At 67.4% G+C, this 19394-nt stretch carries 18 protein-coding genes and 3 pseudogenes; 12 read left to right on the forward strand and 9 right to left on the reverse strand.

The window, feature by feature from the left end:
- The first annotated feature begins 20 nt into the window (after window positions 1-20).
- The 3 genes from WME75_RS26195 (at window position 21) to WME75_RS26205 (ending at window position 3457) form a co-directional block, all read left to right on the forward strand.
- Entirely contained in the window at window positions 21-1379 is a 1359-nt protein-coding gene (locus tag WME75_RS26195; RefSeq protein WP_437476292.1) for a hypothetical protein, read from the forward strand.
- Between the two features lie 237 nt (window positions 1380-1616).
- Window positions 1617-2177 (forward strand): hypothetical protein, encoded by a 561-nt coding sequence (locus WME75_RS26200; protein WP_437476295.1) that lies wholly within the window; start codon window positions 1617-1619, stop codon window positions 2175-2177.
- Between the two features lie 647 nt (window positions 2178-2824).
- Entirely contained in the window at window positions 2825-3457 is a 633-nt protein-coding gene (locus tag WME75_RS26205) for a glutathione S-transferase family protein (protein ID WP_437476298.1), read from the forward strand.
- Between the two features lie 335 nt (window positions 3458-3792).
- On the opposite strand, the pseudogene WME75_RS26210 reads toward WME75_RS26205, so the two are convergent.
- From WME75_RS26210 to WME75_RS26220, 3 genes and pseudogenes are all read right to left on the reverse strand, one after another.
- Window positions 3793-4832, reverse strand: a pseudogene (locus WME75_RS26210) (aldo/keto reductase).
- A 418-nt stretch (window positions 4833-5250) separates the two neighbouring features.
- Window positions 5251-5910: a TetR/AcrR family transcriptional regulator gene (locus WME75_RS26215; protein ID WP_437476301.1), complete on the reverse strand. Its 660-nt coding sequence runs from the start codon at window positions 5908-5910 to the stop codon at window positions 5251-5253.
- 139 nt (window positions 5911-6049) lie between these two features.
- Entirely contained in the window at window positions 6050-7003 is a 954-nt protein-coding gene (locus tag WME75_RS26220) for a quinone oxidoreductase family protein (RefSeq protein WP_437476304.1), read from the reverse strand.
- A gap of 276 nt (window positions 7004-7279) precedes the next feature.
- On the opposite strand from WME75_RS26220, the pseudogene WME75_RS26225 reads away from it, so the two are divergent.
- Window positions 7280-7408 (forward strand): annotated as a pseudogene (locus WME75_RS26225) (alpha/beta fold hydrolase); the annotation flags it as partial.
- 460 nt (window positions 7409-7868) lie between these two features.
- On the forward strand, window positions 7869-8273 hold the full coding sequence (locus WME75_RS26230) for a RidA family protein (protein ID WP_437494928.1): 405 nt from the start codon (window positions 7869-7871) through the stop codon (window positions 8271-8273).
- 355 nt (window positions 8274-8628) lie between these two features.
- Here the strand turns inward: WME75_RS26230 and WME75_RS26235 are convergent.
- Both WME75_RS26235 and WME75_RS26240 read right to left on the reverse strand, forming a co-directional pair.
- Window positions 8629-8961 (reverse strand): annotated as a pseudogene (locus WME75_RS26235) (NAD(P)H-binding protein); the annotation flags it as partial.
- 257 nt (window positions 8962-9218) lie between these two features.
- Window positions 9219-9692 (reverse strand): cupin domain-containing protein, encoded by a 474-nt coding sequence (locus WME75_RS26240; protein WP_437476307.1) that lies wholly within the window; start codon window positions 9690-9692, stop codon window positions 9219-9221.
- A 521-nt stretch (window positions 9693-10213) separates the two neighbouring features.
- Between WME75_RS26240 and WME75_RS26245 the strand changes: the two genes are divergently transcribed.
- Together WME75_RS26245 and WME75_RS26250 are read left to right on the forward strand one after the other, a co-directional pair.
- The gene (locus tag WME75_RS26245; RefSeq protein WP_437476309.1) at window positions 10214-10561 is read left to right on the forward strand and encodes a hypothetical protein; all 348 of its coding nucleotides are present in this window, start codon (window positions 10214-10216) and stop codon (window positions 10559-10561) included.
- On the forward strand, window positions 10558-10707 hold the full coding sequence (locus WME75_RS26250) for a hypothetical protein (RefSeq protein WP_437476312.1): 150 nt from the start codon (window positions 10558-10560) through the stop codon (window positions 10705-10707). The genes WME75_RS26245 and WME75_RS26250 overlap by 4 nt, the downstream gene beginning before the upstream one ends.
- A gap of 115 nt (window positions 10708-10822) precedes the next feature.
- Here the strand turns inward: WME75_RS26250 and WME75_RS26255 are convergent, their stop codons facing one another.
- Window positions 10823-11764 (reverse strand): AraC family transcriptional regulator, encoded by a 942-nt coding sequence (locus WME75_RS26255; protein WP_437476315.1) that lies wholly within the window; start codon window positions 11762-11764, stop codon window positions 10823-10825.
- A 332-nt stretch (window positions 11765-12096) separates the two neighbouring features.
- On the opposite strand from WME75_RS26255, the gene WME75_RS26260 reads away from it, so the two are divergent.
- Window positions 12097-12831 carry an SDR family NAD(P)-dependent oxidoreductase gene (locus WME75_RS26260; RefSeq protein WP_437476318.1) on the forward strand — a complete coding sequence of 245 codons (735 nt, stop codon included), beginning with the start codon at window positions 12097-12099 and terminating at the stop codon, window positions 12829-12831.
- A 174-nt stretch (window positions 12832-13005) separates the two neighbouring features.
- On the opposite strand, the gene WME75_RS26265 is transcribed toward WME75_RS26260, so the two are convergent.
- Window positions 13006-13614 carry an IS66 family transposase gene (locus WME75_RS26265; protein ID WP_437476320.1) on the reverse strand — a complete coding sequence of 203 codons (609 nt, stop codon included), beginning with the start codon at window positions 13612-13614 and terminating at the stop codon, window positions 13006-13008.
- A 16-nt stretch (window positions 13615-13630) separates the two neighbouring features.
- Window positions 13631-14512 (reverse strand): alpha/beta hydrolase, encoded by an 882-nt coding sequence (locus WME75_RS26270; protein ID WP_437476323.1) that lies wholly within the window; start codon window positions 14510-14512, stop codon window positions 13631-13633.
- Between the two features lie 555 nt (window positions 14513-15067).
- Here WME75_RS26270 and WME75_RS26275 point away from each other — a divergent pair.
- Together WME75_RS26275 and WME75_RS26280 are read left to right on the forward strand one after the other, a co-directional pair.
- Window positions 15068-16063: a metallophosphoesterase family protein gene (locus WME75_RS26275; protein WP_437476325.1), complete on the forward strand. Its 996-nt coding sequence runs from the start codon at window positions 15068-15070 to the stop codon at window positions 16061-16063.
- Entirely contained in the window at window positions 16051-16692 is a 642-nt protein-coding gene (locus WME75_RS26280; RefSeq protein WP_437476328.1) for a hypothetical protein, read from the forward strand. Before WME75_RS26275 ends, WME75_RS26280 begins: the two co-directional genes overlap by 13 nt.
- 148 nt (window positions 16693-16840) lie before the next feature.
- Here the strand turns inward: WME75_RS26280 and WME75_RS26285 are convergent, their stop codons facing one another.
- Window positions 16841-17746: a LysR substrate-binding domain-containing protein gene (locus WME75_RS26285; RefSeq protein WP_437476331.1), complete on the reverse strand. Its 906-nt coding sequence runs from the start codon at window positions 17744-17746 to the stop codon at window positions 16841-16843.
- Window positions 17747-17877: 131 nt separating this feature from the next.
- Here WME75_RS26285 and WME75_RS26290 point away from each other — a divergent pair, with 131 nt between their 5' ends.
- Window positions 17878-18333, forward strand: a complete 456-nt coding sequence (locus tag WME75_RS26290) for a DUF6640 family protein (RefSeq protein ID WP_437476334.1) — start codon at window positions 17878-17880, stop codon at window positions 18331-18333.
- A gap of 16 nt (window positions 18334-18349) precedes the next feature.
- Window positions 18350-18982, forward strand: a complete 633-nt coding sequence (locus tag WME75_RS26295) for a HupE/UreJ family protein (RefSeq protein WP_437476337.1) — start codon at window positions 18350-18352, stop codon at window positions 18980-18982.
- Window positions 18983-19394 lie beyond the last annotated feature (412 nt).

Raw genomic sequence — 19394 nt, forward strand, 5'->3', positions numbered from 1 at the left:
CAAGGAAAGGAGCGGGACGTGTGATGAAGCGTGCTGGTGGTGTGATGAAGCGTATGCATGGACTGCGCCGGCCGCCCGGCGTGCTGCTTGCCGCCGTCGCGGCGAGCGCCTGCGCCTCGCCGCCGGAGGGTTCAACCGCAGGAGAGTCGTCCGCCGGAGCCGCAGTAGCAGAGCTCGATTACAATCTGGCCCAGCTGGGCAAGGGCTACGACGCGATCCAGGACCAGGTGAAAGGGGAGTGTGTGGAATACAGATCCGCGGACCCCATTGAGGGCGCCACAGGGCAAAAGGTGATTTTCAGCCTGGACCTCGTCGAGAGCTCGAAAGAGATCAGCCGCAAGCTCGGTGTCTCGGCGGGCGCCTCCGCGCGGTTCGGCTTGGGCAGCGTCGACGTGAAGGCACAATATGTGGAGGAGCATCAGGTCAGCCAGAACAACATCTATGCGTTCGTGTCCGTACGGATCCTGAATCCTGCGTCCGCCGTCAAGGGGGCGCGGCTCTCGGACAGCGCTCGGAGCACGCTCGCAGTGAACCCGGAGCGCTTCCGCGAGCGCTGCGGGGATAAGTTCATCGCTGCGACGCAAAATGGCGGCGTCTTCTATGGGATCCTCGAGGTGGAGACGTCGAACGAACAGGAGAAGCAGAGCATCGCGATCGCGATTTCGGGGGCAAGCCTGACGTTCTCGGCGAGCGGCAGCGTAAACAACGATTTCCGGAAGGCCATTAGCAACAAGCAAGTTCACGTGTGGACGTATCAGGAGGGCGGCCGCGGGCATGCGTCTTCACCGTGCGCGGGCGCCGATGTTCAATGCCTGCTAAAGCGCGCGCAGGACATGCCTTCGAGCGTGGCAGACAACCCGGTCACAGTGAGAGTTTCACTTGATGAATACAAGCACTTGCAGCTCCAGGACGATCTGAAGACGCCGATCGACACCGAGCAGCAGCAAGAGGTCCAGGCGCAAATTGCCGATGCGAAGAACGACGCAAAGGACCTGCTCTTCCAGATTCGCACCGTCCTCAACAGCCCGAGCGGCTACATGCCGTTCGACGCGAACGCCCTGTCGTTGGCCAAGAACGATCTCGCGAGCAACCTCAACAAACTTCGCGAGGCAGCGTCGATTTGCTATCGCGATTACACGAAGTGCGCCATGCCGAACGACCTCGTGCCGGTGAGCGTTCAGCTACCTCGGCGCGCCACTCAGCCCGTTCCGGAGAGGGAATATGTATGCAGCGCGCTCGGGTCGACGCGCGCTGCGAAGCTGATCATGCTGAACGACGCACGGTTCTGTAAACGTGTCGTTCTGGAAGGGCCATCCCCCCCGTACATACCCTCGTGCCACACTATAGCCCGCACCCTGGGATGCGCGATCATCGAATGACACGCCACCGGGATCTGGTTCTGGGCGCCGTCGCCAGACGTTCGGCGTCACGACTGGCAACATCGATTCTCTCTGATAAATCTGGCGTGCGACTATGATTGCATGTCCTGCGGGAACAAATGCTGAAGCGGCATGCTATTTCAAAAGAGGAAGTCGCTGCTACGGATCCATGAAATCTAGTAGCGCGATCTCCTGGCAAACACTGTCCGAACGTTACAGTGAAGTGGAGGAAATGCCATGAATTCGATCAAATGTCTGCGCTGTGTGGCGATTCAGGGAACGCTGCTTCTGGCCGCTTGCACGGCGAACGCGCTGTCGGTTCCGGAGCGCGATCGCTATATCGAGACCGAGCAGGAGAGACAGCGGGCTCGGACGGCCGAGACCGTATCGTACCTCATCAGCGCCGCCGGCGGTGACGACGCCTGCGATCATGATAGCGAGTTCATGAGCAGTAACGTGTGCACAAGCTTGATTGCATACGCGAACACCGTCGAATTCAGCGGCTCTGGCGTCCGTGGGCGGTTCTCGTTCGATAGGGGCGGTGCCATCACCACCTTCGGCGAGCGCGCCTATGTCGAGAACGATGATTGTGGCACCTGGGACATTGAAAGCGGGAGCTGGGAAGTGATTACCCATATTTTGTCGGCCGACGAGTTCTTGATTCGATTGACGCTCTCGGGCACCGACTGCGGCTCACGGCAGGTGACGATGCGTGGCACGTGCGACGGCACGACGACGGCCACGGCATGGTTCAGCTCGAGCTTCGTTAATGGCAATGTCACCGTCACGAAGCGCTGAAGACGACCGTTTTTGACAGCGCGCCCGACCGCCCTGCGGTGGACAAGCCGACGAGCCCGGTAGGCGCCAGCAGGGCCGGTGAGGTGTTGACGCTCAGGCTGGCTGATGGTCCGCCGGGCAGGCCCCGTGATGGTCATCTCGGGCGTGGTCGGTTGCGGACAAGGAGGGCGATGGCCATCCTGCTGCGTGTGCTGCTGGCGGCCTCGTGATGACCATCCCTGATGCGTGCGCCTCCGTCGTCATGCTCTCCCCCAATCCCCGGGGAAACGACGGATCGCTACGGTTCGCCCCCGCGGGACAGTCCCGCCAGAACAACCGGTCGATGACGAGCGGTCGCCGAAATAGTGGCGATCGCCATCGTTTTCCGCCTGTTTCGCCGCCGAGGGCGGCTCCGGTGCCGCCCATCGGGGCGCCCTCCGCCGCCGCGTCGCCCGTGGTCAAGGGCCCGCAGCATCACCGGTGTGGTTGGCATCATGGGTCCAGGCGCCGCTTGGGCTGCCACGCGCCGAGGCGGGAGCCATGAACGCGGCGGGCAGAAAAATTCAAAGCTGCCGCATCTGGCGCCGCGCCCAACGGGGCCGGCCTCTGGTAGACTCCGCCGCGCCGCCGACCGACCGGCGGAAACGAACGGAGAGAGAGACACCACCATGGCCATCGTTCTTTACCACCACCCGTTTTCGCGCGCCGCCAACACTGTGTGGATGCTCGAGGAAGTCGGCGTCAAGTACGAGCTCAAGTTCGTCGACATCATGGCCGGCGACCAGAAGAAGGAGGACGTCACGAAGCTCAATCCGATGGGCAAGCTGCCCTTGCTCGTCGACGGCGACACCGTCGTCACCGAATCCGCGGCGATCGGCCTCTATCTCGCGGATCGTTATGCCCCGGGCCGCCTCGCGCCGAAGCTCGACGACGCGGCGCGCGGCACTTATTTTCGCTGGTCGCTCTTCGCCCCCTCGGTCATCGAGCCCGGCTCGATGGCCAAGGCCGGCAACTGGGAGGTCCGCACCGGCTCCGCCGGTTGGGGCAACTACGACGACATCATCGCGACGATGGAATCGGCCATCTCTGGCCGTGACTTCGTCCTCGGCAAGGAGTTCTCGATGGCCGACGTCATCTTCGGCGGCACCATCGCGTTCATGCTCGACTTCAAGATGATCGAGCCGCGCCCGAGCTTCACCGGATATGCCGAGCGGGTCAAAGCCCGCCCGGCGTACGCGAAGAGCGAGGCGCGCAACAAAGCCGTGATGGACGAGCGCGGCCTCAAGATGCCTGGGGCTTAGGCTAGGCTTCGCGGGTTGGGCTCGCCCGGGCCCGTGCCGCCCGCGCCCGCCGAGCCGCCCGTCCCAGTCGCGCCGGCGGCGCCCGTCCCCGCGGCGCCGCCGGATTCGGCCGTTCCGCCGGTCCTGCCGTCTCCAGCCGAAGAGCCGCCGTCGGAGCAGGCCGGGTCTGTGCCGGCGCCGGCGCGGGCCGCCGACGGGGCGAGGGCTGCCGCCCCCGCGAGCCGATCGGAGCTCATCCGCCGGGGCGTCGGCCGCGTCCACTGAGCCGCCGTAGCCGAGCTACAGCGGCCGTGTCTCGACAACGAGCCTGGTCCCCCCGGGCGCGGACGCCCTGGTCAGCGTAGCGGCGCCGCCGGCAGGTCGAGCAAATCGGCTTTGCTCCCCGTGACCGAATCGCGGGCGTTGGCAGACGCCAGCAACTCGTGCGGGAATCCCAGCGGCACTTCGCTGGCGGCATCGAGCCGCGCGATCTGCGCGGCGGTCAACGCCACATCAGCCCCCGCGAGATTGTCGGCCAGCTGCTCCGGCGTGCGCGGGCCGATGATGGGCAGCACGCCTTTCGCGAGCACCCAGGCGATGGCGACCTGCCCGGGAGAGACTCCCACCTCGTCCGCGATCGCCAGCACGGCATCGACGGTCGCGGTCTTCCGCGCATCGCTCTCCGCGTGGATCGCCATACCCAGCTTCTGGGCGCGACCTATCTCGTTACGCCGATATTTCCCCGTGAGGAGGCCGCCGCCGAGCGGCGAATACCCGACCGTGCCCAAACCGAAGGCCGCCGCCATCGGGAGGAGCTCGCGCTCGGCCGTCCGCTCCACCAGGCTATACTCGATCTGCAGCGCCGCGACCGGCGCCCAGCCGCGCATCTCCGCGATCGTGGCGGCGGTCGCGACCCGCCACGCAGGGAAGTTCGAGAGGCCAGCGTAGAGGATCTTGCCTGAGCGGACGAGATCATCGAACCCGCGGGCGATCTCGTCGATCGGGGTCACCGCGTCGGGAATGTGCACCCAGAGCAGGTCGAGACGATCGGTGGCGAGTCGCTTCAGGCTGGCTTCGACCGACTGAACCATCGCCCTGCGGCTGTTGCCCGTGCTCTGAAGGCCGCTGTCGGAGGCGGCGCCGGACGAGTATTTGCTGCCGATCACGATCTCGTCGCGGTCGTTCGCGATGAACTCACCGAGCAACCTCTCCGACTCGCCTAACTGGTAATTGTTGGCGGTATCGATGAAGTTGCCGCCTGCACGCGATAGCCGTCGAAGATCTCCTTGGCCTCGTCGCGGGTGGCGCCATGCCCCCAGCCAGTTCCGAAATTACCGGTGCCGAGCGCCAGCGAAGACACGCGAAGCCCCGTACGTCCAAAAACACGATATCGCATGAACATCGCCTCCATCCAGGGCGCAGCTGCGCCTCTCTCACCCAACAGTCATCGCAATCGCTATGACGGATACCAAGACGGTCCCGATCGGAGGTTCGGCGTCGCGCGTGAGCCCGCGAGGAATCCGAGCCGTTCCTGTCGAGGACGGCTCACAGGATCGAGCGGAGATCCCCGGCGCGGAAATGGCCTGGCAGAGTCAGGCCCCAATCGTAGTAAAGATCGGAGCCGACGGCTTCGCCTCCGGAGCACGCGAAGGCCAGAAATCGGCGCGAACGATGGTCGGTCAAAATGCTACGACTCGATGATTCTATCATCGAACCGCGACGCGGCCCAACCACGGGTTGGCTAACCTGGGCAGCGAGCGCCGATAGGCCAAGCGAGCCCCCGGGCCCGCGGCGCGTTCAAGCAAGCGGGACGATCACGTTGAACGGGCCGGGGCGGCCTGGGGCAGGCCCATTCCGGCCAGCGGCTCGACGGCCAAGCCCGGCACCATAAGCCCAATCAATTCATTGCCCGCCAGCACGAGATCGGTCGCCCTGTCGTTCAGCCACTCCGTCAGGGCACCGCGGACCGCAGCCGTGAGCAGCACGCTCAACATCCTTGGATTCACGTCCGGCCGGATCTCCCCTCTCCTCACGCCTTCCCGTATCTTGTGCTCAAAGGCGCCCAAGGTCGCCTCGCACATCGGCGTACTGTCAGAGTCCTGAGCTGGCTCTCTGATGTACTTCGACAGGCCGATCTGCAACACGCACAGGACAATCGGGTCCTTCTGCGAGGCATCGAGGAAAGAACGGACCAGATCGACCAATCCCGCCAAGCCAGACTCCACGGTGTGCGCCTCGAGGTGAGCGCTGTACTCTCGCGTGATAAATCGGATCAACTCAGCCTGATAGTCATCTTTCGAGCCAAAATGATACGCTGGCAATCCCCGGCTGAAGCCTGCCGCCTTGCCGACGTCAGCCAACGTGAACCCCTCCAGACCGCGCTCCGCGACCAAACGGACGCCCGCCTCCAGCATTCGCCTTTCAGCATCGTCCCGCCTTTCGGCTTGCGGGCGTCGTTGCGACCTGTCAGCCATGATCTGCTTGCGCGCTCCAGCCTCGTCCCGGCGGAATTGTAGACGAGCATCAGCTCACGGGCAAGCGCTCACCTCCTCCGGCCGGCGCACCAGCGAGCTTGGCGGCTGGCACGTCGGGTCGCGGCATTCGACGGAACGCTCATGGCACCAGCACGAGCTTGCCGAACACCCCGCCAGCTTCTAGCTTGGCGTGAGCAGCTGACGCGCTCTCGAGCGCCAGGCTCTCGTCAATAACGGGCTTCAGCTCCCCGCTGGCTGCCGAGTCGAAGATCTCCTTCAGCGCCGCTGCCCTTTCGGTGGTGGCGATGCTGTCCAGGCTAAGGAAGGCGAAGGTCAACGATTTTTTGAATGCGCGCAGCACTCCCATGCCGAAATCGGGGGGAGGGAACCCGCCCGCGGCGCCGCATACGACCATCCGCCCATTCTGGTTCAGCTTGCCGAGAAAGGAGGCCGTGTCGGGACCGGCGACCGGATCGAGGATGACGTCGAACCCCTCTGGGGTCTCGCCTGCCGACGTGGCGGCGCGATCCAGGACCTGCGAAGCCCCCAGCTGCAGCAGACGCTGACCGCGGGCGACGGAGGACGTCGCGGCGGCCACGACGGCGCCGCAGCGGGCCGCGAGCTGTGTTGCCATCACCCCGATCCCGCCGCTCGCTCCGCGTACGAGCACGCGCTCGCCCGCCTTCACTCGGGCCCGTCGCAGGATGAACTCGGCGACGAGCGCGTTCACACCGAGCGCCACGGCGTCCACCGCCTTCATCGTCGGGGGAAGCGGCACCAGATGACTTGCCTCGGCCGCCACGCGCTCGGCGTACCCGCCTCCCGTGACCATCGTGAAGACCCGGCGTTCCAGCCAGCTCCTGTCGACCCCCTCGCCCACGGTGATCACGGTTCCAGCCACCTCGATGCCCGGAACGAAGCCTGGCGCGGAGGAGCCGGGGATGGCCCCCTGCCGCAGCAAGACGTCTACCAAGCCGACGCCAGCGGCCTCTACGGCAATCAGCACCTGTCCTGCGCCCGCGCTCGGCGCAGGCAAGTCCACCAGCGCAAGGTTCTGCGGGCCGCCCAACGATTGTACGACAATAGCTTTCAAGGACTTCTCCTCTTCGGGCAAGGGTGGAGCGTCATGGCACGCGTCCACCTCAGGCCGTCGACACCCGGCACACATCACGTGTCACGACGGTTCATCACGGGGCTTCGATGCACCCACGAAGTACACAGACCGCCTAAGCCAAATGGGAGAGACAGCGGCTCGACCTCGACCCACGATCGAGAGCCGACCCGCTGCAAGCTCGTCTTCATGTGACACTTGTTGGGTTAGCAAGCAAGTGCCAAACACGCGGAGGCAATATACATTACACACCGCCCGCGCGCGTACCTCCGGGACCTGCCCGACGCCGAGCTCCACCTCCTCGACGGCGGGCACTGGGCGCTCGAGACGAACCTCCCGGAGATCGTGGCGCTGGCGCGGGACTTCCTCGGGCGCGTGCACGCCTGAACGCGCCGGCGAGGCCCCCGCCGCGATCTGTCGGCTAAGGCATTGATATTACATATATTTCCTGAAGCTCCGCCGTGCTCACGCCGGTGAGGTGGCGGGGTGAGGTGGATCCCGGTGACCGGCGGGACGAAGTGGAAGCGGTGCCCCCTGCGGTAGCGGGGGACGTAACTCACGACAATCCTCACCTTCATGGGCGGCCTCCTCGGGAGCATGCGACTCATCGGACCGGACCCGCGATGACGACGTGGATCCGCGGGCAGGCGGAGATCCGATGAGACGCGCTCAGACGAACGGAAGGCGGCGCGAGTCGATTCCGGAAGCGGGAGGAGCGACCGTGGAGGGACGGTGGTGGGCGCGTGCGGGAGCCGAGGAAGCGAGCGTCCCGGAGACCAGAGGTCTCGCTGCCGGGGTAGGCCCCTGGCTATACTCGAGCAAAATGACGATGGAGGGCGAGCTCTCAATGCGCGTGGGTAAGATGAATCCGTCCGGCGTCCATGAGACTCCCGGCTATCACCACATCACGATCGTCGAGGCGGGCCGGCTGGCCTTCCTCGCCGGCCAGTGCCCGCTCGACCTCGAGGGCAACCTGGTCGGCGCGGGCGACCCCCTCGCGCAGGTCGACCAGGTGGCAGCGAACGCCCTGACCGTGCTGGCCGCGGCCGGGGCGCAGCCCGCCGACGTGGTGCGCTCGGTGATCTATGTGGTCAGCGACGACCACCAGGTGCTGGGCGCGGTGTGGCGGCGACTGAACGACTCGGCGCTCGGCCCGGCCTTCAGCGCGGCCAGCACCCTGCTCGGGGTCGCCTCGCTCGGCTTCGCCGGTCAGCTCGTCGAGCTGGACCTGACCGCCGCCCTCCCCGGTTGATGCAGCGGCGCCCGGGCGGCGGCGCGCTGGGAACGGTGCCATTGCGGTTCAAACGAGCAAGAAATCAACCTGTTACTCGTGAACATCCCAGATCGCAGCAGGTCAATGGCCATGGCAGCGCAACACGCATCCACCGCAACGGCCGCAACAACTCAGGAGAGCACCGTGAGCCCTGCATTCCCATGGATCAACCACATAGCCACAGCGGCAGCACTTGGAGCAACCAGCGTCGAAGGAGCTGCTGTTGTTCAGAATGCACAACCGGAAGCATACATCGAAATTACCAGCGATACTGCTGAAACCACTGAGGCAGATCAGACTGTTACATCGCTGTCTGATAGGTGTGATATCAGCTGGTCGCCGCGTGGTCGTGCATCGGCGGGAACGCCGACGTCGCGCTCGCGCCCATGTGGCTTGTGTAGAGGACCCGCCGGGCGCCGACCTCGCCTGCGGCCAGGGGCGCCGCGCGGTGCTGGGCGATCGGGTCGCCGCCGGACGCGCGGGCGTTCGACGACACGATCAGCACCCGCGACGCTCCCTCGAACGCGTCGCGGAGGCTCGCGGCATCGTCGAAGTCGCCGCGCCGGACGCGCACCCCGCGCGAGGCGAGGTCCTCGGCCTTCCTCGGATCGCGCACGCTGACCCCGATCTGGCCCGCGCCGACGCGCTCGAGCAGGCGCTCCACGATGCCATGGCCGAACGTGCGTGGCGTGCTTGCACGCGAAGCGCCCTCGGCCTTCGGCTTCGCCTTGCCCGCGCCGACGACGGGGGCTGACCTGCCGTCCTTGCCGGTGGAAGACCTCGAGTTCAGGCCGAGGCCACTCTTCTTTGTTCCTGGTGCCACGGTTCATCCTCCAACTGATTGTGACGCCCAGCGACCGCGGGTGAGCGGCGCGCGCCGGCGGGCGCTCGTCAGCTCCAGCCGCCTGTCAGGCGTGCTGACCGCTAGGTTGGCGCCCCATCCTTGTGCTGGAACTGCCACTTGCCGTCAGCCCCCATGACCGCCTTCAGATCATCGTCCGGGTACGACCCAGAGTCACCCGGCAGGCGATCTCCGACCTCCAGATACACGACGTCCTCCGTCGACCGGTTCACCAGATGATGCCCGTCGGGATCTCCCCCCTTGAACCCCATGCACATGCCGGGGTGGAGCGCTGTCTCTCCGGCGTCGGTGATGAGCGTGGGATGCCCTGAAAGAATGTAGATGAACTCGTCCTGGACCGAGTGCCAGTGACGAAGAGCGGACATCGCGCCGGGCTTCAGCGTCGTGCGATTCACGCCAAAGTTCCTGAGGCCGAATACATCACCCAGGGCCTGCTTCTGCCGGCCGGCGACGCGTGAGGCGAACGGCTCCGGGTAGCTGGATGGTTTGGCCCGGGGCGGGACATCCGAAGCGATCACTGGATCTGGCTTGGTCACGTGCCTTCTCCTTCTTTCTAGAGAGCCTCGGCGGCCTTGTCGGCGGCTGCGCGCGGGAGTGAGGTTCGATCGGCTCCGACGTCGTCCTCGCCAGGCCTGGAGATGGCGTGCACCTTCGGCTTGCTCTCTGGCCCGCTCCTGTGCGAGGTCCTGTCGGTGGCCGCGCCATTGTGCCACGTCGCGGGCAGGATCGGAACCCGGTCTGCTGGAGCGGCCGTTCACGCCCACCTCCGCGCTCCGCCCGACGACCGTAGGCGTTGGCGGCCCACGGGGCAGGCCGCGCCGCTGCCGCGCCGCGTCCCAGGCGACGACCACGCGGCCGCTCGCGGTGCACCCCGGCCGACCCGAACCCGATCCACGTGGCCCACGTGGCCGCGATCGCGCAGCCGCGTGAGAGGGTCGCGAAACCGACCCGGACGCAACGCGTAGCACCATCGAACGACGCGCCACGGGCCATCGCAGGCCGAGGCGGCCGCCACGCGGCCGCCCGCGGCCGCTCCGGTCTAACGACTCCGGCGTCGGTGCTCGGGTTCGAGAGCCCCGCCGACTGGACGGTGACCGGCGCCACGAAGAGCGCGAGCGCCAGCAGCTCGCAGGGCGTCTCCGCGCTCGCGCTGCGGAGCTTCAGCTTCGCGGAGCTCCGGTCCGCGCCGCTCTCGACCGTGTCGGGCGTGACATCGACCCTCGCCTTCGACCTGAAGCCGCCGGTCTCGCCCGCCTTCGGCGCCGCGCAGCTCTATGTCGATATCCCGTCCCGCGGCGTCCATAGCGTCTACCTGGGCCAGGTGAGCCTCGCCGGGCTCGCCGCGGGCACGTACGCTTCCTGGCGGAGGCCGGGACCGCGCACCTGGCCAGCCAGTACGACATGAATCGCCACCTCCTGCGCGGCCAGGTCGCCGAGCTCGGCGGCATGCGGATCGACCTCGAGTGGCCTGCCATCGGGGCGGTCTCGGGGAACTCGGACCTCTTCCTCGGCTTCTTCCCCGTCCTGCGCCACGGCTACCGCGTGCCGTGACGCTGGCGGCGCCTCCGCGCCCCGACGCGGCGCGGAGCCGCCGCGAGCCGCTCCGCCTCGAAACGTAGGACCTCGAAGAGGCGCCGCTGCGGCTCCCGCTTCCTACGGAGGTCAATCAAGCCGGCGGGGGCTGGAGCTTCCGGCGCCATACGCCGGGCGCGACGCCGGCCCACTGGCGAAACGCATGGCTGAACGATGCCTCCGACGCGTAGCCCGTCAGCTGCGAGGCCCTCGCGAGCGTTGCGCCCTCGCGGAGCAGCATCGCTGCCTTCTGCATGCGGAGACGCGTCAGGTAGCCGAGCGGTGGCTCGCCAACGAGCTGCGTGAAGCGCGCCGCGAAGACCGAGCGCGAGAGGCCGACCTCTTTGGCGAGCGAGGCCACGGTCCAGGGCACCTCAGCGCGATGGTGCATCGCGCCGAGCGCCGCCGCGGTGCTCGGATCGCGGAGGGCGCCGAGAAAGCCGCCGCCGCCGTCGTCGGGGACGCGCGCAAGATACGCGCGGAGGATCTGGATGAAGATGACGTCCGCCATCCGGAGCAGGACGATCTCGGAGCCGGGCCGGTCCGTCTCGACCTCGCGGGCGATGAACTGGATGTTCTCGAGGAACGACGGCACCCCCTGCTCCGCATCGGGCGTCATTCGGACGAGCGGCGGCAGCACCGCGAGGATCTGCAAAGCGAGCGGATCGTCGAGCACGAAGCAGCCGGTGACGAAGTTCGTCTCCGGGCCCCTCGCGCCGACTTCGAGCTGCATGACGGCCCTGCGTGAGTCGCACCGCGCGACGTCATCAAAGCGCACGTGGGCGCTGCGTGGATGGTCGCGCAGCACGTGCGCGTGGCCGAGCGGCAGGACCGCGAGATCGCCGCCGGAGAGCGCGACGTGTGGCTCGTCCGTCTTGTCTACACTGAGCCAGGCACTGCCGCGCAGCATGTAGTGGAAGCGGACGCAGCTCTTCCCTCCCGACAACGCCACGCCCCACGGTGTGCGCCCGACCGTGAAAGCCCAGCGGATCTGCTGCAGACGAACCGGGGCGAGAACCGCGCTTAGAGCATCCATCGAGGAGCAGCGTAGCGAGCCCGAGCCCCGGTCTCCAGGCGGCGCGGACGATCTCGCAACTTTTCCGGACGACTTCGCATGGTTCGTACGGGCCGCGAGCCGTAACTAGGACGTGTCGTTCCCAACGAAAGGAATCTCATGTCCAGCAAGCTCGATTCCTCGAAGGAGCTCATCCGTCGTCGTGCACTCGTCACCGGGGGCACGCGCGGCATCTCGTCACGCAGCTACCTCCCGCGCCAGCGCCTCCACCGACAAAGAAGAGGGAGTTGAGCACACCCACCCCAAGTAGGCAGTTCCCTGCTTCCGTACAACTCCAACGAAGGATGCACGACATGACCAGACTGAATGGAAAGACCGCTGTGATCACCGGTGGCGCGACCGGCATCGGCCGCGCCGCAGCAAAGCGCTTCATCGAGGAGGGCGCCTTCGTCTTCATCTTCGGCCGCCGGCAGGAAGCGCTCGACGCCGCTGTGGCCGACCTCGGGCCCAATGCCCGCGCGGTGAAGGGCTCGGTCTCCGATCTGGCCGACCTCGACCGACTCTACGCGGCGGTGAAGGCCGAGCGCGGAAACCTCGACATCGTCTTCGCCAATGCCGGGGCGGGAAGCCAGCTTCCGCTCGGCAAGATCACCGCCGAGCACATTGACGAAATCTTCGACACCAATGTGAAGGGTTCGATCTTCACGGTCCAGAAGGCGCTGCCTCTGATGGGCCAGGGCGGTTCGATAATCCTGACCGGATCGAGCGCCGGCACCACGGGCGCCCCGGCATTCAGCGCCTACAGCGCGAGCAAGGCGGCAGTGCGCAACCTCGCGCGGACCTGGGCGGAGGACCTGAAGGGCACCGGCATCCGGGTAAACGTGCTGTCGCCCGGGCCGACTGCGACCGAACTCGCGGTGGAAGCGCTAGGCGAGGAAGGCATGAAGGTCTTCGCCTCGCTCAATCCGCTCAAGCGCATGGCCGATCCGGCGGAGATCGGAGCGGTGGCCGCCTTTCTCGCGTCGCAGGACAGCAGCTTCATGACCGCCAGCGAGGTCGCCGTCGACGGCGGCCTAGCGCAAATCTGACGCGCTACGCCCGGCCGGTCACTCCATTCGATATTCGGAGCCCGTAGGGCGTGGTAACCCGAAGGTAAGCGCTGCATGAAGCGCCGTCGGCCTCAACCTCGGCGAGCCTGGCGCGGGTGCGCGCCCAGTACCTGGGGGCGAGCTCGAGGTAGCGCTCCCGCGGCCAGTAGGGCATCACGCGCAGAACGTCGGCCAGGTAGGCCTCGGGGTCGCGCGATCGGCGGCAAAGAGGGCGTTGATGCGACGCAGCCCCTCGACACCGAGCTCGTGCTTGCAGATCGCCGCCTCCCAGAAGTTGGTACGGCAATGCGACCAACATCCGACTTCGGTCGGGGGCGGGCGGCGCTCGCCGTCAGCGGCACCGCCGCGCGGCGGTGTGCCGCGGAAGAGGGCGTCGTAGATGGCGTGGGCGTCCGCCTGAATGTACCGCGAGAAGCCGCGGAACATCTCGCAGACCGCAGCGCTGGTATGCTTGGGCTGGTACTCGAAGAAGACGTGATCCTTGTCCGCGAGGACGACGAAGAAGTGTCCTTTGCGGCACGGTCCGGGCTTCTTGTCCTTGCGCTCCTGGATGGGCCCAGGCTGGATGGAGACTCCAGTGGCGTCCGTGGAGAGGCAGAAGGCGGTCTCGAAGGCCTCTTTGCGCGCGGCCTCGACACCGCACGCGCCTCGGCGCGCGGCGCGCTCTTCGTAGAGCCGGCGTCCACCGCGCGATGGCTCACGCTGCAGGTGATTGCTCGGGTCAAGGAGACGCCGGCGGGAGGGGCCCCCGGCCGACGACACGTTCAGCGCGCCCGCCTCAAGGCGCCGGCGCCGCGTCCGCGAGGCCGTCGGCGGCCCGCCCGATCCGCTCCAAGATCTCGCCCATTTCCTCGTCGGAGGTGTCGTGCTCGACCCCGACGTACTCGCGCAGCTCCGCGGTGTACCCGGCGCGCCGCAGCTCGGCGATCGAGGCGCGCGCGCCTTGGGTCGGCACCGCCAGGTCGGAGGCGCCGTGGAAGGCCGTGACCGGCGGGAGCGTCGCCGGGCGCGGCCCCGAGCTTAGCGCCGCCGACGGGTAGAGCGACGGCGGGAGCAGGCCGCTGATGGGGAAGGCGGCCGCCAGCGCCTCGGGGTGGGTGACCGCCAGGGCGAAGGTCATGATACCGCCCTGCGAGAAGCCGGTGACGAGGGGCTTGCCGACGGTGGGGCGGGCGGCTACCAGGGCGGCGAGCGCGGCGGCGATCCGATCTGCTTCCCGCGTGACCAGGGGGGCGGCGACGTCGTCGCTGACGGAGTCGTACCAGATGTACATCCCGCCGCTCGGGTGGCCGTACGGGAGGATGAGCCGGGCGCGGCGGCGGTAGCGCCGGAGCAGCTGCAGGAAGTCCGCGGGGTCCCCGCCCATGGGGTGCAGCGCGACGATGATCGGCACCCGCTCGTCGGGTCGCGCCCCGCCCGTCATGTGCTCGAGGTAGCGCACGCCCGCGATCTCGCCCCGGGTGGTGCTCCCCGGCGCTCCCGCCGGCGGCGGAGGCGCGACCGGCCCCGCTGACGGCGTCTCCGACGACGGACGCGCGGCCGCCGACCCCGCTGGGGGCGCCGGCGCCGGCTCGCGGCTGCACCCAGGCCCCGCCAGGAGGACCACGCCGATGGAGAGGAGCAGGCGCAAGCGAAGGGGATCGGCCGACGGGTGGCGCATCGGCACAACATACCTCCGATCGCGGGAGCCACGCATCGAGCCGGACACGCGCCTGAGCATCGTGCACGCTTCGCCGACGTCTTCGAACACCTCGTTGCGGTGTGGACACGCGAAGCCGAGTGGGCCTCCGAACTTCTCGTTCGTGAAGCCGCCGAGCCATCGACCAAGCGGCGAAGAGCTCCTTGCGCAGCGCGAGACGCGCGGCCCATCGTGAAGAAGCCGTGAGTGAGCCCGGGGCCCTCGATGAGGTCCACCGCGACTCCATCGCCGTCTGCCGTGGGGTGTCGGAGCGGCTCGGTGGGTCGGTGGCGCGAACGGATAGTCGATCCCGGGTGGAAAGATGGCGTTGACCCCGGGACCGTGGTGGCGACGAGCTCGGCGGCGCCCTCGTCCATCGCCGTCGTCGAGACCAGCGGCGGCGAGTCGAGCTCCAGGACCGAGTGCAGGTTGGAGCCGAACGGATCGGCAATGCCGGCTTTCGAGAGAGGGACCCGTCAGGGGACAGCGCGCCCAGCCGCTTCGTGGTTGGAGGCCAGACGCGGCTAGGATGGCGTCATGAAGGCACATCGCTCCCGCGCACCGTGTCGCGTCTCGTACCGGGCTTTGCCCGCGTTCGCGCTCGTGGCGGCCCTGGTGATGGCATGCGGTCGCACGCGCGAGCTGCCGCCGTGCGACGACTCGCCCGCGCTCCCTTCGGCGCCGAAGGATCCCGCCGCTGCCGTCGTCGTCGCGGCAGGAGACATCGCCGAGTGTCCCGGGGGGCGGCAAGTCGAGACGGCCGCTCTCGTGGACGCCATCGCGCCGGACGCCGTCCTCACGCTCGGCGACACCGTGTATCCGAACGGCTCGCTCGACGAATTTCTCGACTGCTACCACGCGAGCTGGGGTCGCTTCCGGCCGATCACGCGCGCGGCGGTCGGCAATCACGAGTATCACGCGCCGCGCGCCGGCCCTTTTTTCTCGTATTTCTGCGGGGGATCGGGGGCGCCGTTCGAGGGACGCGCGAGCTTCGACATTGGCGCCTGGCACGTCGTCATCCTCAACTCCAACTGTGGCAGCGAAGCCGACCTTCCCTCGTCGACCTCCGACGAGTTCGGCGGCTGCGGCGCGGACTCGCCTCAGGCGCGCTGGCTGAAGAAGGATCTCGCGGCGCATCCGTCGCGCTGCACGCTCGCGATGTGGCACCACCCACGATTCACCTCCGGTCCCTACGGGAGCGCCGAGTACACGAGCGAGCTCTGGCGCATCCTCCACGAAGCGGGCGCCGACGTCCTCCTCACGGGGCACGCGCACCTCTACGAGCGCTTCGCGCCGATGGACGCCGCCGGCCACCTCGATACCGCGCGTGGACTGCGCGAGTTCGTCGTCGGTACCGGCGGGAAATTCCCGCTGCACACCGTCACCAAGGTCCACGCGGAGAGCGAGGTGCACAACGACGAGACGCTCGGTGTCCTGCGGCTCGAGCTTCGACCGAACAGCTATGCATGGCGCTTCATGTCGGTCGCCGGCAGCTCTTTCACAGACGAGGGCGAGGCTCCATGTCACGATTGACATGCGCCGCGGGGCTGGCGCTCGCGATCACCGTCGTCGCGCCGGCCGCGCGCGGCGAGGGCGACGTGAACGCCGCACCCGCTCCGGCCGCGCGCGGCGAGCGCCCCGTCGAGGCCGCGCCCCCGGCCTCACCCCCGCCGCCGCGTCGCTGGAGCCTCGGCACGCGTATCGGCTACGCCTACGCGTGGAACACTGGACAGTCCCACCTCGACCTCGGCACCGGGCTCGCGGGCGGCGTCACGTTCCGCGTCCCGATCCATCTCGAGATCGGCGTCGTCTACCACGGCGGAAGCACGATATCGGCCGGGAACGACACGATCGTCTACTGGTCCCGCCAGTGGTCCGTGCTCGGGCACGCCGCCGTCGGCTACGAGCTCCGGAGGTTCGCGAACCGCTTCGTCGTGCGACCTCAGATGATTGTTGGGGGTGTCTTCCTCTCCGACACGACGCAGGCCGGCGCGACGAAGCGTCACGGGGTCGAGACGTTGTTCACGTTCGGACCCGGCGCCGACCTCCTCGTGCGCTTCGCCGGTCTGCACGCGGGGCTCGATCTGCGCGCGCTCTTCGTACCGGCTCGCGTGGCCTCGCCGATCGGCGGTATCTACGGAGCCTTCGGCTTCGAACGGTGAGCCTGTCGGTCGTTACCCGCTGACCTTGCCCCGGTGCGTCTCGTGCCCTTCCTGGTTGAGCGACTCCACCGGACGAGGTGACCTGTGACATCAAATCCGTAGTTCGAATCCATTCTGTGCGTGCATGACGACATCGACGAAAGGGAGCTTACGACCGTGAGGTGGCCCGAGCCGAGGAGCCGGAGGCTAGCTTCACGAAGGCGCGTACAGCGCCGGCGGTCTCGTCAGCGCGGCCGATCAGGAGCAGCTCGGCGAAGACGTCCTTCGGCGCGACGAACGGACGATAGACGATGCGGGGAACCTTCACCTGAATCAGCGGTTTTGGAGCCAGCGCCACGCCCAGGCCTGCGCCGGCCAACGACAGCATGCTCAAGGTGGTGTCGGCGCGGTGGACCCGGCGCGGCTCGCGTCCTATCAGGAGAATCAATCTCTCCAGCACGTCGCCACCGGCCTCTTCCGATGGGAACATGATGAGCGGCTCTCCGGCGAGCATCTTCGGCGTCACGCGCCGGTGCGCCGCGAGCGTGTGCTCCTCTGCCATCGCGACCACCAGCGGCCAAGCGCCGATCGGTTGGACGCTCAACCGCGGATCTACCTTGAGCGCGAACGTCGGGCAGTAACCGACGTCAACCTCGCCGGTCAACACGGCTTCCGCCTGCCTCGAAGGTGGCATCTCGCGCAGCTCGATCTCCGCGGCAGGATGGGCTTTGCGGAACGCTCGCAGGTGGTCCGTCATCTTGCCAGTGAGGATCGCGTTGCCCACGTAACCGATGCGAACTTTGCCGATGTCGCCGCGCAGCGATTGCTGGACGATCGCCTTGGCCCGCTCCGCCTGCGCGACCGCCCGCTGCGCCTCGACGACCAGCAATGCGCCGGCTTCGGTCAGCTCCACGCGCCGACTCGTCCGCACGAACAGCGCGCCGCCGATCTCGTCTTCGAGCGCACGAATCTGCATGCTCAGCGCCGGCTGAACGATGTGCAGTCGCTGCGCGGCGCGGCCAAAATGGCGTTCTTCGGCGACGGCCAGGAAATAGCGAAGGTGTCGTAGGTCCACTACATTCGACCGTACCATGGATCCATCAGTAAATCAAATCGATCGATTGGATCAATATATTGTTATTCTAGTGAATGGGCGACTATGGTCTTCGTGATTCTTCAACCAACGAGAGTCAGGAGCCTATCACCATGAACCGAAGTACCCTGGGAAGAGTCGTTCTCACGTTCGTTCTGGCGAGCGGCGCCATCGTCGCTGTCGGCGTGGACTGGAATGAAACCCACCTGTTCAACCCTGCATGGCATGAGCATGCGCGCTTTCATGACGCCCTCATGCTGCTCATCCTGTGTGGCGTGACGCTCGTCGGATTGTGGATGATGTGGCGGCGGTCCATGGAGCCGCAGGTCGGGTTCAACGTGGCGGCCTGGATCGTCGTCATCATCTGGACGCCCTTCTTCTACATTACGTGGCTCATCCCGGGGACCAGCCTGCTCGCGGGACCCGACGTGCCGCTCCCGGTCGTCGCGGGCGTCCCGCTCTACCCGAACGTGCTCATCGCAAGTACCGAGCTCTTGCTCGCGGCGCTCGCCTACAAGCTCTTCCACAGCGATCCTGCATCGACGGCAGCGCGCGTGGCGAACGCCTGACGAGGAGAGGCGCTTCATGAAATCCACGATACAAAAGACGATGGGATGGGCCTCATGTCCCGGCGCGCGCGCCCTGCTCGTCGCCACGCTCGTCTCGTGGCCCTCCGTGAGCTGGGCGCACCCGGGCGGCGCCGATGCGGGATTTCTGAAGGGCCTCTTCCATCCGGTGTTCGGCGCGGACCACCTGCTCGCGATGGTGAGCGTCGGTGTCGTCAGCTCGCAGCTCGGCGGAAAGCACCTCCTCCGGGTCCCCGCCACGTTCGTCGCCGCGATGCTGGTCGGCGGCCTCCTGGGAATGGCGCGATGGCCCATGCCCCTGGGCGAGCTTTGCATCGCGGCGTCGGTCGCGGCGCTCGGTCTCGGCATCGTCACCACGACCCGTGGCTCCTCACCGTTCCTGCTCTCCGGAGGCGTGGCGATGTTCGGTGTCTTTCACGGACATGCCCACGGCCTGGAGATGCCTCATGCGGTCAGCCCGGCGCTGTATGCCATGGGCTTTCTGCTGAGCACGACCGTGCTTCATCTCTGCGGTCTCGTCCTCGGCGAGCTCGCCGCCGGTCGAGAGTCCCTGTCGCGGGGGCTGCGCTATGCCGGCGCCGCCGTCATGGGGACGGGGATGGTCCTTCTGGTGCGCGGGGCCGGCATCTGACTGGAAGCGGCTCGCCGCGACGGATGCGGAAGGCGAAGAGGGCGCGACGAGCTTCGTCCGCCCCTTGCAAGTTGGCCACGCGAGGACATCGATCGCAAATCTGCGGCGCAAGAGCTCGGCGCGGTTTGTCGACCGCCCGATAGCCGCCACGCTTGCGTTTCGGAGCGGCGCCATCGTCCGCCTTCGTAGACTCTTCTGGCTTCGCAGGCCGCGCTCACCCAACCGAGGGCCGCCGTACTGGAAGAGCACCGTCCTGCGCCGCAAGGCGCTCGGGGACGCCGCGTCGCCGCAAGAACATCCCGGGCCAGACCAACTCCCGGAGGGCGATGTGTGCCCGCAGCACGCCCATGCGCACCATTGCGCGCTCTGCGCCGCGCGGGGCCCGCTCTTTCGACCCGTGAACGAGGCGTCG

The organism is Sorangium sp. So ce1014 (assembly GCF_051521505.1).
Taxonomy (GTDB): domain Bacteria; phylum Myxococcota_A; class Polyangia; order Polyangiales; family Polyangiaceae; genus Sorangium.